The organism is Pectobacterium brasiliense (assembly GCF_016950255.1).
In the GTDB taxonomy this organism is placed as follows: Bacteria; Pseudomonadota; Gammaproteobacteria; order Enterobacterales; family Enterobacteriaceae; genus Pectobacterium; species Pectobacterium brasiliense.
The window spans coordinates 2,194,310-2,208,180 of the sequence record NZ_JACGFN010000001.1; the positions used below are offsets into that span (position 1 = coordinate 2,194,310).

At 47.9% G+C, this 13,871-nt stretch carries 12 protein-coding genes; 6 read left to right on the plus strand and 6 right to left on the minus strand.

Going from position 1 to position 13,871, the window contains the following annotated elements:
• The first annotated feature begins 3 nt into the window (after nucleotides 1-3).
• From H4F65_RS09770 to H4F65_RS09780, 3 genes are all read left to right on the plus strand, one after another.
• Nucleotides 4-1,431 (plus strand): glycoside hydrolase family 1 protein, encoded by a 1,428-nt coding sequence (locus H4F65_RS09770; RefSeq protein ID WP_010282489.1) that lies wholly within the window; start codon nucleotides 4-6, stop codon nucleotides 1,429-1,431.
• A gap of 147 nt (nucleotides 1,432-1,578) precedes the next feature.
• A complete protein-coding gene (licT, locus tag H4F65_RS09775; protein ID WP_010282486.1) occupies nucleotides 1,579-2,448 on the plus strand; it encodes a BglG family transcription antiterminator LicT in 870 nt (289 codons plus the stop codon).
• 226 nt (nucleotides 2,449-2,674) lie between these two features.
• Nucleotides 2,675-3,712 carry a LacI family DNA-binding transcriptional regulator gene (locus H4F65_RS09780; RefSeq protein WP_010282484.1) on the plus strand — a complete coding sequence of 346 codons (1,038 nt, stop codon included), beginning with the start codon at nucleotides 2,675-2,677 and terminating at the stop codon, nucleotides 3,710-3,712.
• A gap of 195 nt (nucleotides 3,713-3,907) precedes the next feature.
• Here H4F65_RS09780 and H4F65_RS09785 read toward each other — a convergent pair whose 3' ends face one another.
• From H4F65_RS09785 to nudK, 6 genes are all read right to left on the minus strand, one after another.
• Nucleotides 3,908-5,431 carry a glycosyl hydrolase 53 family protein gene (locus H4F65_RS09785; protein ID WP_010282481.1) on the minus strand — a complete coding sequence of 508 codons (1,524 nt, stop codon included), beginning with the start codon at nucleotides 5,429-5,431 and terminating at the stop codon, nucleotides 3,908-3,910.
• A 211-nt stretch (nucleotides 5,432-5,642) separates the two neighbouring features.
• Nucleotides 5,643-6,728 carry an ABC transporter ATP-binding protein gene (locus H4F65_RS09790; protein ID WP_010282474.1) on the minus strand — a complete coding sequence of 362 codons (1,086 nt, stop codon included), beginning with the start codon at nucleotides 6,726-6,728 and terminating at the stop codon, nucleotides 5,643-5,645.
• A gap of 36 nt (nucleotides 6,729-6,764) precedes the next feature.
• A complete protein-coding gene (locus H4F65_RS09795; RefSeq protein ID WP_010282473.1) occupies nucleotides 6,765-7,577 on the minus strand; it encodes a carbohydrate ABC transporter permease in 813 nt (270 codons plus the stop codon).
• Between the two features lies 1 nt (nucleotide 7,578).
• Nucleotides 7,579-8,460, minus strand: a complete 882-nt coding sequence (locus H4F65_RS09800) for a carbohydrate ABC transporter permease (RefSeq protein ID WP_039312682.1) — start codon at nucleotides 8,458-8,460, stop codon at nucleotides 7,579-7,581.
• 63 nt (nucleotides 8,461-8,523) lie between these two features.
• Nucleotides 8,524-9,789, minus strand: a complete 1,266-nt coding sequence (locus tag H4F65_RS09805; protein WP_010282469.1) for an ABC transporter substrate-binding protein — start codon at nucleotides 9,787-9,789, stop codon at nucleotides 8,524-8,526.
• Nucleotides 9,790-10,170: 381 nt separating this feature from the next.
• Entirely contained in the window at nucleotides 10,171-10,752 is a 582-nt protein-coding gene (nudK, locus tag H4F65_RS09810) for a GDP-mannose pyrophosphatase NudK (RefSeq protein ID WP_010282468.1), read from the minus strand.
• 401 nt (nucleotides 10,753-11,153) lie between these two features.
• Here nudK and H4F65_RS09815 point away from each other — a divergent pair, with 401 nt between their 5' ends.
• The 3 genes from H4F65_RS09815 to H4F65_RS09825 all read left to right on the plus strand — a co-directional run bounded on the left by H4F65_RS09815 (nucleotide 11,154) and on the right by H4F65_RS09825 (nucleotide 13,834).
• Complete coding sequence (locus H4F65_RS09815) at nucleotides 11,154-12,251, plus strand: glycerol dehydrogenase (protein WP_010282466.1); 1,098 nt, start codon at nucleotides 11,154-11,156, stop codon at nucleotides 12,249-12,251.
• A gap of 199 nt (nucleotides 12,252-12,450) precedes the next feature.
• Nucleotides 12,451-13,617: an MFS transporter gene (locus tag H4F65_RS09820; protein ID WP_010282464.1), complete on the plus strand. Its 1,167-nt coding sequence runs from the start codon at nucleotides 12,451-12,453 to the stop codon at nucleotides 13,615-13,617.
• Nucleotides 13,618-13,630: 13 nt separating this feature from the next.
• Nucleotides 13,631-13,834, plus strand: coding sequence for a 2-hydroxymuconate tautomerase family protein (locus tag H4F65_RS09825; RefSeq protein ID WP_010282462.1), 204 nt, complete (start codon nucleotides 13,631-13,633; stop codon nucleotides 13,832-13,834).
• Nucleotides 13,835-13,871: the final 37 nt, after the last annotated feature.

Consider the following 13,871-nt stretch of genomic DNA (forward strand, 5'->3'; position numbering starts at 1 on the left):
CATATGCATTACCAACAGCAAAAACACTTCCCTGCGGACTTTCTGTGGGGAGCCTCGACCTCGGCTTATCAGGTCGAAGGAGGCTGGCAGGCCGAGGGGAAAAGCCCGTCGATTATTGATAAATGCCTGCACCCGGAAAACACCGCCGACTTCACCGTGGCCAGCGATCACTACCATCGCTTTAAAGAAGACGTGCAGCTTTTCGCGGAACTGGGATTAAAGGCCTATCGCTTCTCTATTGCCTGGACGCGTATTCTTCCCGACGGCACCGGTGCAGTAAGTCCGCTGGGCATCGCGTTTTACAACAGCCTGATTGATGAACTGAACGCGCACGGTATCGAGCCGGTCGTCACGCTCTACCATTTCGATTTGCCTTATTGTCTGGAAGCACAGGGCGGCTGGCAGAATCGCGCCACGATTGACGCCTTTGTTCACTACGCCCGCACGCTGTTTACGCATTTCGGCGACAAGGTGAAATACTGGCTGACGATTAATGAGCAGAACACCATGATTCTGCACCCCGGCGCGATTGGCCTGCCGGAAGGTGGCGTGTTGCCATCCAAAAAGGTGCTATATCAGCAGAACCACCACATGATGCTGGCACAGGCGCAGGTCATGGCGTTGTGCCACGAACTCGCGCCCAACGGCCTGATTGGCCCGGCGATCAACACCACCTCCATGTATCAGGCCACCAGCAAGCCAGAAGATGCCATCGCCGCGCACAACTGGGAAACGCTGCGCTGCTGGAGCTTTCTGGATGTCGCGGTGCATGGCCGCTACAACGCGCTGGCCTGGCGTTATCTGGAAGATCGCGGTCTCGCGCCGGAGACATTGCCCGGCGATGACGACATCCTACAGTCAGGCAAGCCCGACTACGTGGCGATTAACTACTACTCCACCGCCACCATTGCCGCCAGTAAAGGCGATGCATCGGATGTCAGCGCCCGCGCGGGCGATCAGCAGATCATGCTGGGTGAACCCGGCGTCTATCGCGCGGCGGAGAATCCGCACGTCGATAAAACGCCTTATGGCTGGGTGATCGATCCCATTGGTTTGCGTTTAACGCTGCGTAAAACCTACGAGCGCTATCATCTGCCAATCCTGATTACGGAAAACGGCATGGGTGCGCCGGATAAGCTTGAGGCCGACGGGACGATCGACGATCAATATCGCATCGATTTTATTGCACGCCACATTGAACAGATGCAGCTCGCTATCAGCGATGGTGTTGATCTTATTGGCTATTGTCCATGGTCGGCGATCGATGTAGTCAGCACGCATCAGGGCTACGGTAAGCGCTATGGATTTATCTATGTGAACCGCGATGAGTTCGATCTGAAAGATCTGCGCCGCATCAAAAAGAAAAGTTTTTACTGGTATCAGGGTGTCATAGCATCAAATGGCGCACGGCTATTTCCTGGGGAATCCTAATACTGACGCCCCAGTACACGCGGTTAAAACAGGGATAAGCTCACTCTGAATACTCATGTTGCGGGAAAACGCCCCCGCAACATGAAAGAGAAGAAATGAGTTATTATTTTACCGACGCTCCCACAGATATCACTCAAGAAACGCATGATGGCTGAACCGATAAAAGCAATAAAAATACTGAACAATAGCCTGGTGTTATCTTCCGATGCAGATAACAACGAAATCATTGTCATGGGGAAAGGGATCGGTTTTAACAGCAAAACCGGCGATATTCTCGATCCGACCAAAATTGAGAAGACCTTTATTCTCAAGGACGGCACATCGCCACGCGAATTTGCTCGTCTGATTGAGCACGTCGGGGAAGAATATGTTCATATCGTGAATAAGATTATTGATGATGCGAACCGACAGCTTCATGGTCGCCTGAGCGAACAGGTATTTTTTACGCTGATCGACCATATCAGCTTTGCGATTGAGCGCTATCGCAAAGGCATCAGCATACAAAATCGTCTGCTTTATGAAGTAAAGCGATTTTACCCGCAGGAGTTTGCGATTGCCTCGCGGGCGCTCAACGACATTAACCAGCAAATGAATCTGGAGTTACCCGAAGAGGAAGCGGGCAATATCGCGTTCCATTTGGTCAACGCCCAAACCGACGTCCAGAATATGGAAAACACGCTCCAGTCGGTCAAAATGCTGAAAGATATCTTTAATATCATTCAGTACAACTTCCATATCGTGATTGATAAAGAGTCGATTAACTACTCACGCTTCCTGACACATATGCAATTCTTTATTCAGCGTCTGCTGGAAAATAGCCTGATTCATTCAAACGATGACTTTATTTTTGAGCAGGTCACCAAAGAATATCCTGATGCCTATAAATGCAGCCGACTGATCAAAGACTATATTCACAACCTGCTCAACATCGACATTTCTAACGATGAAATGCTGTACCTGATTATTCATATCGTCCGTATCACCCCAGAACAGGAAAGCGCGCCCAATCGGCGATAAGTTGATAAGCGGTTTTCCTGCCGCTGCTGCCCTCCTCGTTCTGATGACCTCACAAGTGCAACACGCGCAAGACCCCATCCCTGATAACCCCATCTGGAGAGGATACAGCCATACAGGTGACGCAGCGATTACTGAAGATTTCATCGCATTTTTGAGTACTGAGCATGTTCAATCAATAAGGCATTGGCTACTATCATTTTCATAAGCAAATTATGGAAAATTTTTTGTGGCAACGATTACAGATATCGCTCAAAAAGCCGGGGTGGCAGCCTCAACCGTTTCTCGTGTACTTAATAACGATCCCAGCCTGTCCATAACCAAAGAAAAGCGCCAACTCATCAAGAAAATCGCCCATGAGTTGGCATATTTATCGCCTACACAACGTAAGCAGCAGAAAAAAAGGTTAGAGAACTCGCTTGTTGTCCGCTCTCATTTCAAAATGGATAATGACAATTTATTGAATCTCGCCGTCGTCCACTTTCTTACGCCCTCAGAAGAACTTAACGACCCTTATTTCACCGCAATGCGTATTGGCATTGAAAACCGCTGCCACCATTTTAATATTTCGTTACGCAATCTATTCACCACCAATTTATCATCCAATAGCCAGACTTTAGCTCAGGCGCAGGCGATCATTTGCGTAGGTCACTTTAGCGATAGCGATATCGCCTTAATCTCTTCATTAAATAAAAACCTGATTTTTATCGACTCAGCTCCCCTCGATAAACAATGTGACGCCGTGCTTTTTGATCGAGAAGCGGCTGCACGCGAAGTATTACATTACATTGTGAATAGCGGTGCTCAGCGCCCCGCATTTATAGGAAATAATGAGAGCCGGTTGCATGTATTTCAGGAAGTAACGCAAAAACACGGTATCTACGACGAGTCACGATGCAAGGTCAGTCAGTTATTCTGTATTGAGTCCGGTTATCAGGCGATGAATGAGTTACTGCAACAAAAAGAGTGGCCTGATGTCGTGTTCGCGGCGACAGACATTATCGCTATTGGCGTGTACCGGGCGATTCAAGAGAAAGGTATTGCCATCCCTAAGCAAATAAAAGTGATTGGGATGAATGACATCCCCACAGCACAACATCTCAATCCCAGTTTGACTACAATGCGACTTTACCCCACTGAAATGGGCGAAGCCGCCGTCGATCTGTTTTTAGAATTGGTGGCAGGACGCTATTACAAAAAACACGTACAGATTGGTTATGAGATGGTTTGGCGCGAAAGTTTCACACCCAACGATGCCCTTTTATAATACGTTCCCTTATCTTTCCTATCCTTACAAATATACCCTAAATAATTCGAGTTGCGTGAAGGCGGCAACCGAGCGAATCCCCAGGAGCTTACACAAGTAAGTGACTGGGGTGAGTAAGGGCGGCCAACGCACAAGCAGCTTGAAGTATGACGGGTATAAAGTGGCCACGTAAGCACACTACGTGGCCAGAGAGCGTCAATTAGCGGTTATTGTCCACAGCTGATTCCATCCCCCGTTATCATGCCATTGAATACCGGAGGCACCGTTCTCTGTTGAACGGCTGTTAACATCCAAAAGCTTCCCACTGTTCCTATTCATGATTTTATAATAGCCATCGCCAGCATCCAAAATCAGCCATTGCTGGCTAAAATGGCCGGTGTTATACATTTGAAGAATTTGTGCACCATCCTCATTGGCACTGGAATTAACATCAATGTACTTTCCGCTATTCACATTCACCAGATTGAAGTAACCATTGCCAATCGCGTTAAAATAAAAACGCTGGCTGTCCCAGTTGCCGTCACTGTATTGTTCAACCCATGCGCCGTCTTCATGCGAACCGCTCACAACATTAAGTGATTTGCCACTATGTCGATTAACAATCTTATAGCGGGTTCCATTGATGAAATTGATTTGTGATTCGGCAAACGCGTCCAGCGCTCGGGTAAATTGCAATACATTGGTTGAAACTTGCGTCGTCGCGCCTAAAGCGTAGCCGTCCGGTAACACCTTTGCATTACCCGCAGGTTCCCAATAAAAAACCCCAATTCCTTTATTTCCCGGCACTGCTTTAACAAGATTAATCGTATCCCTAATCGTCCAGTAACTGTCTGTCGGGTTGGTTTCCAAACCGCCGACTTCAACGACCATGACTTCCTTACCATATCGGCTCGCCATATCATTGAGATTGCTCGCCAGAGCGCCAGTGAGCTCCCAATAGTTTTTCCCTTCCCAGTAGGGATAGAACGAAAAGCCAATCACATCGGTTTTCCCACCGTGCGTGGTGAGGAAATTGTCAAAAAACCAGCGAGAGTTGGAATTATTATTTCCATGCGCCAGATGGCTGATCACCTTAGAGGAAGGGCTGACCGCTTTAACCGCATCATAGCCCGCATTCAGTAGCTGCGTTAAATTAGCAAACCGACTGGTACTGCCTTCCGGGAGTAAAATTCCCGGGTTCATTTCGTTGCCGACCTGCACCCATTCCGGCGTCACGCCTGCGGAAATAAGCGCAGTCATCACCTCATGTGTATGGTTATAAACGGCCGTCGTTAATTGACTCAGATTGTAGTTCGCCCACGCTGCTGGCTTTATTTGATGACCCGGATCCGCGAAAACATCACTGTAGTGGAAATCCACCATGACGCGCATTCCCATCGCTTTGGCACGCTGCGCGGCATCCACCACGCGGGTTTTATCCGTATAGCCAAGCATCGTCCAGGTCGTATTATCTTTATGCCATAGCGCACTGGGGTCGGGATTAACGAAAATGCGTAACCGTACAGCGTTTATGCCGTGATCGCGCAATATCTGTAATACATCGCGCGACATTCCTGCATCATCACGCCAGCTTACCCCGCGATCTTCTAATTGCTTTACCCAGCCAATATCTGCGCCATAAGCAAACGGCTGCGCCGCTTTCGCCAGATTGGCTGACATGAACCCTATAAACAGCATTAACAATATAGAGATGATTCCTGAATAATTATTCTTTTTCATTCATTTCTCCTTGAGGTAACACGCTTAAAGGGTATTTATTACATAAATACCCAGGTACAGATTAAAAATAGAGAGTGACACTGATAAAAATAAATTTCACAGAATAAACCAAGCAGCCATTAATGGCTGCTTAGCTAATTCTCTGAGTTTTTCACTTATTCAATAGGGTGTTTTCCATGGCGTTATCCTCGCCATGACAGACATTTTATTTTTAATTAATCCGTTTTCCATTTTCATCAAAAAAGTGCAGATGTTCACTACGGCACGTCAGCGGAATCGTTGAGTAAGGCACAATATTATTATCACCCGACAAATGAACCTTGAAATTATTAACGCCAGAATACGCACCAAAAATATAGGTAGCATTACCCAACCTTTCAGTGACCTCACTAGTGATCGACAAGCTGACGTCCCCGCCATTCGGGTCAATACTCAGGTGTTCAGGGCGAATACCCACGGTAATTTTCTGATCGACGCACAATCCGTGGTTAGCAAGATTAACGGAAAGTGTATTGAGCTTATTGATCAAGATATTCACGTTGCTCCCTTCAACCTGTAGCACTTCGCCAGGTAGAAAGTTCATATTCGGCGAACCGATAAAACCAGCGACAAAAAGATTTTCTGGCTTATGGTAGAGCGCCATCGGTGTCCCAACCTGCTCAATATATCCCTTGTTTAACACCACAATTTTATCCGCCAGCGTCATAGCTTCCACTTGATCGTGCGTCACATAAACCATGGTGTTACGCATTTCCTGATGAAGCCGGGCGATCTGTAAACGCATTTCCACGCGTAATTCGGCATCGAGGTTCGATAAAGGCTCATCGAATAAGAACACTTTGGGATCGCGCACAATGGCACGCCCAATCGCAACGCGCTGACGTTGACCGCCAGACAACTGTTTCGGTGTGCGGTCTAACAGTGCTTCTAGCTGGAGCGTCATCGCGGCCTTACGCACCATTTTTTCGACTTCCGCTTTGGGGTGCCCGTTCATTCTCAACCCAAATCCCATATTTTCAGCCACCGTCATATGCGGGTACAGCGCGTAAGACTGGAACACCATCGCAATCCCCCGCTCTGCGGGATCGCAATGGTTAACTAAACGGTTATCAATATGAATTTCGCCATCCGTGATCTCTTCCAATCCTGCGATCATTCTCAGCAACGTCGATTTACCACACCCCGACGGACCAACGAAGACCACAAATTCGCCTGAATTAATCTCAAGATTAATACGATGGATTGTTTCAATCTTATCGTAACGCTTCACTATATTTTTTAATAAAATATCAGCCATGTTGAACCTCAAACTTAATTTGCCATTGCGCGCGCATTACTTCACTGCGCCCGTCATACTTGCGATAAATTGCTTTTGCATGGCGAAGAAGATAAGTAAGCTAGGAAGAGTAGAGATAACCGTTCCCACCATAATAAGCCCGAAGTCTGGAGAATAGGCGGAAGCAAAGCTGGATAACACCAGATTAATCGTCTTTAATTCATTAGACTGGAGGACAATAAGCGGCCAGAGAAAGGCATTCCATGACGTCATAAAAACAATGATAAACGCAGCGGAATAGCTGGCTCGCATAATCGGTACGTAGACATACAGGAAAATTTTCCACTCCGCGACACTTTCCACGCGCGCCGCATCGATCAACTCTCTCGGAAATGTTTTCGTACATTGCCTAAAGTAGAAAATAATAAATGCGCCTGCCACCGTCGGCATGACAACGGCAAAATGCGTATCCAGTAAGCCAGCCTTACCAAACATGGTGAAAAGCGGGATCATTAATGCCGCAAACGGGATCATCATCGTCGTTAATAGCGCCACATAGACACGTTCACGATTCTTGCTGGAATAAATCTCAAAGGCATAACCCGCGATAGAGCACACCACCAGCGTTGACACCGTACTGATCAATGCAATCTTTGAGGTATTCCAAAACACCAGCGCCAGATCCACCTGACTCGTCAGATTGGTAAAGTTGACCAGTAATTGATCGCCAAACGTGAATTTACCCATGTTGATTTGAGTGGTGCTATTCGTGCTCGATACCACCATCCAATAGAATGGGAAAAGCGAGAAAATGCTCATCAGCACGAGAAAAATATGCATCAGTATGCTGTTAATTTTACTTTTTCTCATATTATCCCTTCCGTGCTGCTTTAAACTGAATCAGCGCCAATATTGCTGAAAAAACAACAATGACGTATGAAACCGTTGCCGCATAGCCAAAGTTCGGTACAAATTTGAATGACAAGTTATAAATATAAAGCGATAACGTCAGCGTCGCATTTGCCGGACCACCATTGGTAATATTCATGACTTCATCAAACAGCTGTAATGTGCCAATGGTTGATGTCACACTGGTAAAAAGAATAACCGGCTTCAATAAAGGTATGGTGATGAAGAAAAACTGCTTAATTGGGCTGACGCCATCAACTCGGGCGGCCTCATAAATCGATTTATCAATATTCTGCATAGCGGAAAGATAAAATATCATATTATAACCCGTCCAACGCCATGTAATGGCAATAATGATGGTCACTTTCGCCCAGAAAGGATCGGATAACCACGGAATCGGATCGTCAATAACATGAATAAACAGCAAGAATGAATTAATCACACCATCCAATTCAAACATGCTCTTGAAAAGAATGGAGTAGGCCACCAGTGAGGTTACACAGGGTAAAAAAATCGCTATTCTAAACCATTGGCGATATTTAAGCTGAGACGAGTTCAAACAAGAAGAAATAGCCAGTGATAATAGAATCATAATGGGGACTTGGATTACCAGAAACGTTAAGGTATTCCAAAGTGCCGTTTTGAACATAGGGTCACTGAATAAACGAATGACATTTCCCAGGCCAACAAATTGTGTCACCACACCACGGCCAGACTGAAAAGAAAGCCACAGTGATTTGAAAATAGGGTATATCGTCATTAAGGCAATTAACCCAACAGCGGTAGCGACAAAAGCCCAGCCGTTGATGTTATAAAGCCTATTCATTTTAGGTTTATACATCATTATCACACCATCGATTTCTGGAGAGAAATACTTGAGGGCTTGCCGCCCTCAAGCTCACACTCGCTACTGCATAATCTGATTTTTTAATGTCGCTTCGGCGCGTTTTAAAACGTCATCAACAGAATCGCCTTTCAGTAATGCAGGTATTTCAGCAGCAATGGCGTTATCAACTTCCTGGGTATACATTCCGTAGGAAACCTGTGGAATTTCAGTCACCCATTTAGAGAAATCAGCAAACACGGGCTGACCACCAAAGAACGGATCCTTTACTGCATAAGCAGGGCCGGAAGTGGCGGGAAGGAAGGTGGCGAGCGCACCGCGATCAACCAAAAGGGTTTGATACATATTGCTATCTGCCGCAAAGGTTTTCTGCAAAAATTCAATCGCCTGTTTAGTATTTTTGCCACCTTTTAAGACATACCAGCTCGATCCCCCCTGATTGGAAGCATGTACCGCTTTATCGAGGTTCAACCGTGGGATCGGCGCGACACGCCATTTTCCTTTCTGATCTTCAGCACTTTTAATGGAGCCAATCACCCATACGCCAGAAACCACACTCGCCGATTTTCCGGCATTAAAGCTCCCGACAAAACTCGACCAGCCTGAGATAGGACGTGCAATTTTCGCGTCATTAATCGCTTTAATCGTTTTTAACGTTTCTTTCAGTGCATTGTTTTTGGTGAGATTGAGTTGTCCTTGATTATCGAAGAACCATTCTCCACCGGACTGCATCATAATATGAGGGAGAACCACATCATTCATATCGTAGGTCAGCATATCAACACCGGTTTTCGCTTTTACCTGCTTACCGATCTCAATATATTTATCCCAGGTAATATTCACCATATCACTCTCTTTATATCCGGCAGCCTCCAGATAATCGAGTCGATAGAACATTCCCGCCACGCCGGAATCAAAAGGAACACCGTATACCTTATCCCCTACCGTCATCACTTTCGTTTTATAAGGTGCAAACTGGCTGTAATCGATAGCATCTTGTAATGGAATAAACGAATCAGGATAAGCCTGAAGATATTTCTGAGCATTATAATCTTCAATAAGCACAATATCAGGAAGCGAGTTTTTAACCCCTGAAGCCAACATGGTATTTAATTTCTGCTCAATATCTTCTTTACCTGAGTCGATCACTTTCAGACTAAAACTTGGATCGGCTTTTTTATATATCGACGATGCCTCATGCATTGCCGCAACATTGAAGTTAGGATCCCAGGCCCACACGGTGACTTCAGCAGCCAGGCTGTGACTCGATAAGCCCAGCGTGAGGAATGAAACTGCAAATAGGGTAGATACTTTATTCTTGATCTTCATCAGAGCAGTCCTTCTTTACTTTTTGTAAAGAGAGAATATGAGTTACTGCATAATGAAGCAACGAGTTACACCGCTTACATTCTTTCATCCGGTGATACGGGTCACACAACAGGGAGAAAAATGACTAAATATTCGATCTAAATACAAAAAATTTAGGAAAATTTTCCTCCCATAAAGCCCATACCAGCCAATAAAAATGATGAAAACAAAAACAAAAACCGACACATACCATTGAAAATAAAACAAAAAATGACAGTATAAAAAGGTTAATCAGCTCATATTAACCATAATCACACCTTCATCGTGGAATTACGCAAAAATGAAAGCGTTACCACAGAAAATCAAGCGGCACATGGGATACCCGTGTGCCGCAAAACATGCCTATGCCTTGGCAAACCAGCCGCGGATGATCGCGTGCTGTAGCAGCATGATGGTCTTGCCGTCTTTAATCCGGCCATCGTTCATCATCGCGACGGCTTCGCTGAACGGCAGTTCCAACACCTCGATATCTTCATCTTCCACGCCACCGCCCAGATTATCCCTCTGCGACTCATCATATTCAGCTGCGAAAAAGTGCACGCGTTCCGTCACGCTGCCCGGCGACATGTAGGCATAGAACAGCTTTTCCACGTTGCCGATCGCATAGCCAGTTTCTTCGATGGCCTCGTTACGGATACATTCTTCGGGCGAATGGTCGTCCAGCAAACCCGCGCAGGTTTCCAGCAGCATGCCGCTTTCGTTGCCGTTGACGTAGGTAGGAATACGGAATTGTCGTGTCAGAATCACCGTGCCTTTCGCCCGGTTGTACAGCAGAATCGTCGCGCCATCACCACGGTCATAAACCTCACGAACCTGGCGCACGACGCCACCATTATTTCTTTTTAAATCAAATGTATATTTGTTAAGAATATACCAATTATCGGATAGCAGCTTCTTTTCGACGATATCAATGGGAGACGACATGCAAACACCTCGATGCTCGATGACTGAAGGGACTTTTCGATGATAACGCTTCGTTACAATCGTTTTCATTACAACGGTGCAAATTCATCATATCCCCTTTTAGCCCCTGCATAAACGGGCAGTGCAGCTTAAACCATACGGAAACATCTCATTCAATAGACGCTAACCACATGATTTATATAACGTGAAATCCTCGCCAATCCGACCGCCCCTTCCATCCGGTATGTGTGCATCGTCTATACTGAATCTTCAGTAACTCACGTTCCGGGAAGTCAGCTGCGTTTTCGTCGCCCTATAACCACCGTCAATTCGTCATAACGCACTTATCGCAACCGCCTTCCATGATTTACGCGGATTCAATACCGCATCACTTCTCCAATAACATCATCGAGGTAGATAACATGAGCCATTTCATCTTCTCTTCACCTAGAAAATATGTTCAGGGTCGCGGCGTGTTGGATGAGCTAGGCGAGCAACTTAAACCGCTGGGTACGAAAGCGTTTCTGATGGCGGACAGCACGGTGTGGGACATCATAGGCCAGCGCGTCGATGCCTCACTCAAACAGGCGAGCATCGGCTACCATTACGAGCGTTTTAACGGTGAGGCTTCCAGCAACGAAATCACCCGTCTTGCCAAGCTGGCGCGTGATGCAGGCACAAACATCGTCGTCGGATTAGGGGGAGGTAAAACGCTGGATACGGCAAAAGCCGTCGCCGATGAGCTAAAGCATAACGTCGCTATCGTCCCAACCGTGGCCTCAACGGATGCACCGTGCAGCGCGCTGTCCGTCATCTATACCGATGACGGCGTGTTTGAATCCTACCGCTTTTACAATAAGAACCCCGATCTGGTGCTGGTCGATACCGCCGTGTGTGCGCAGGCACCCGCGCGTCTGTTCGCCTCCGGCATTGCCGATGGCCTGGCCACGTTTGTCGAAGCACAGGCCGTTCAGCGCTCTCACGCCCTCTCCATGGTGGGCGGTAAACCCACGCTGGCGGGCATGGCAATTGCCGAAACCTGCGAAACAACGTTGCTAACCTACGGCTACAGCGCCTATAAAGCCGTGGAAAAAGGCGTGGTCACACCGGCGGTAGAATCCGTGGTTGAAGCCAACACGCTGCTTTCCGGTCTGGGCTTTGAGAACGGTGGGCTGGCGGGCGCTCACGCCATCCACAACGGCTTTACCGCGATCAAAGGTGACATCCACCACCTCACACACGGGGAAAAAGTTGCCTACGGCACATTAACGCATATGGTGCTGGAGCAGCGGCCTGATGAGGAAATCGCCCACTACATCCGCTTCTACCGTGCCATCAACATGCCGACTCTGCTAAAAGATCTGCATCTGGAAAATGAGCCGTTTGAGAATCTGATCAAAGTGGGTGAACTGGCGTGCAGCGACGCCGATACGTTGAAAAATCTGGACAGTCAACTAACGGCCGAAGACGTCGCCCACGCGATTGTGGCCGTCGATGCGTTCAGTAAAACCATCGCTTAACCGCAGCCGCGGTAAAAAGCCTGACGTCAGCAAAGTCGATTCAATGGCGTCGGGCTTGGTATACCAGATGTGCCCTTCTCTCCACATCACGGCCACAAAACGTTCTCGTTGCGTCATCAACCTACTCACGACTATTCACTTTCATTTGACGAGAAAACGGGCAGGATAACGACATACTCTCTCACCCCTGAGCCATCGAATGACGGAACGTCCTCGCTATATCGCCCAATCGGATACGCTGGTTCTTGCCCTTTTCGGGACGATCGTGCTGGCGTTAGGAATGGGACTAGGGCGCTTTTTGTATACGCCGATGCTGCCTGTGATGCTGGAGGAAGGTCGCTTCACCTTCGGTCAACTGTCCTATATTGCCAGCGCGAACTACGCCGGCTATCTGTTCGGTAGCCTGTTTTTCTCTTTTAGCGGCAGCGCTTCAACCGCTCAACCCATGTTCCTGCTGTTTGCCGCAGCGGCCGCAACCGGCATTTTGCTCTTCGCGATGGCTCTGACCACCGATACGACGCTGGTCATGATCGTTCGCTTCCTCGCTGGGATCGCAAGCGCAGCGATGATGATCTTCGGTTCTTTGACTATTTTGCACCACACAAGAAATCCTCGCGTTATCGCCTCGCTCTATGCCGGGGTTGGCGTGGGGATCGTGTTGGGTAATGAATACATCATCATCGGACGGCATTACGCCCTCACCGCCGAGCCATTGTGGTGGGGTGCGGCTTTGATCGCCGTACTACTTATGTTCGCCATACTTATCCTTTCACCGCATCAATCCACCGTCGCACGGCAACCGATGGTCAATACCGATGAACCGCCTCTGCTTGGCTGGCGACGGCTTGCGCTGCTGTACGGCCTCGCGGGCTTCGGGTACATCATCATCGCTACCTATCTGCCGTTGATGGTGACCGCACTGGACATGCCGCGTTTGTCCCTGCATTTATGGTCTCTGGCTGGGCTGGCGGTGATTCCTGGCTGTTTTTTCTGGCTATGGGCAGCCAGCCGCTGGGGAACGTTACCCTGCCTGACGGCAAACCTGCTCATTCAGGGAAGCTGCGTCCTGTTGACGCTGTTCAGCCACTCCCCCGTGGCATTGATATTCAGCTGTATCGGCTTTGGTGCTACTTTTATGGGAACGACCTCGCTGGTGATGCCCTTAGCCAAGCGGCTACGCGTGCCGCACGGCATCAACCTGCTTGGGCTAGTGACGCTCACTTACGGCATCGGTCAAATTCTTGGCCCACTGCTCACCAGCGCGTTGACGAACACCCACGCTGTCGCGCCAGCCATTCTGTGCAGCGCAGCCGCACTTTTCATCGCGGCAGGGCTCTGTTTTCCCTACCGTCGTTCATTACCCTAATCCCGGAGAACCCATGCCATACGTCAACATCAAAATCACCAATGAAGGCGTCACCGCTGAACAAAAGCGTCAATTGATTGAGGGCGTGACCCAACTGCTGGTCGATGTGCTAAACAAAAACCCCAAAACCACCGTGGTAGTGATTGATGAAGTCGAAACGGATAACTGGGGAATCGGCGGCGTGCCGGTGACGGAGTTGAGGAAGGCCAGCAAGTAAGAAGGCTGGTGATAAAGGGTGTAAAGGTGCCACGCTA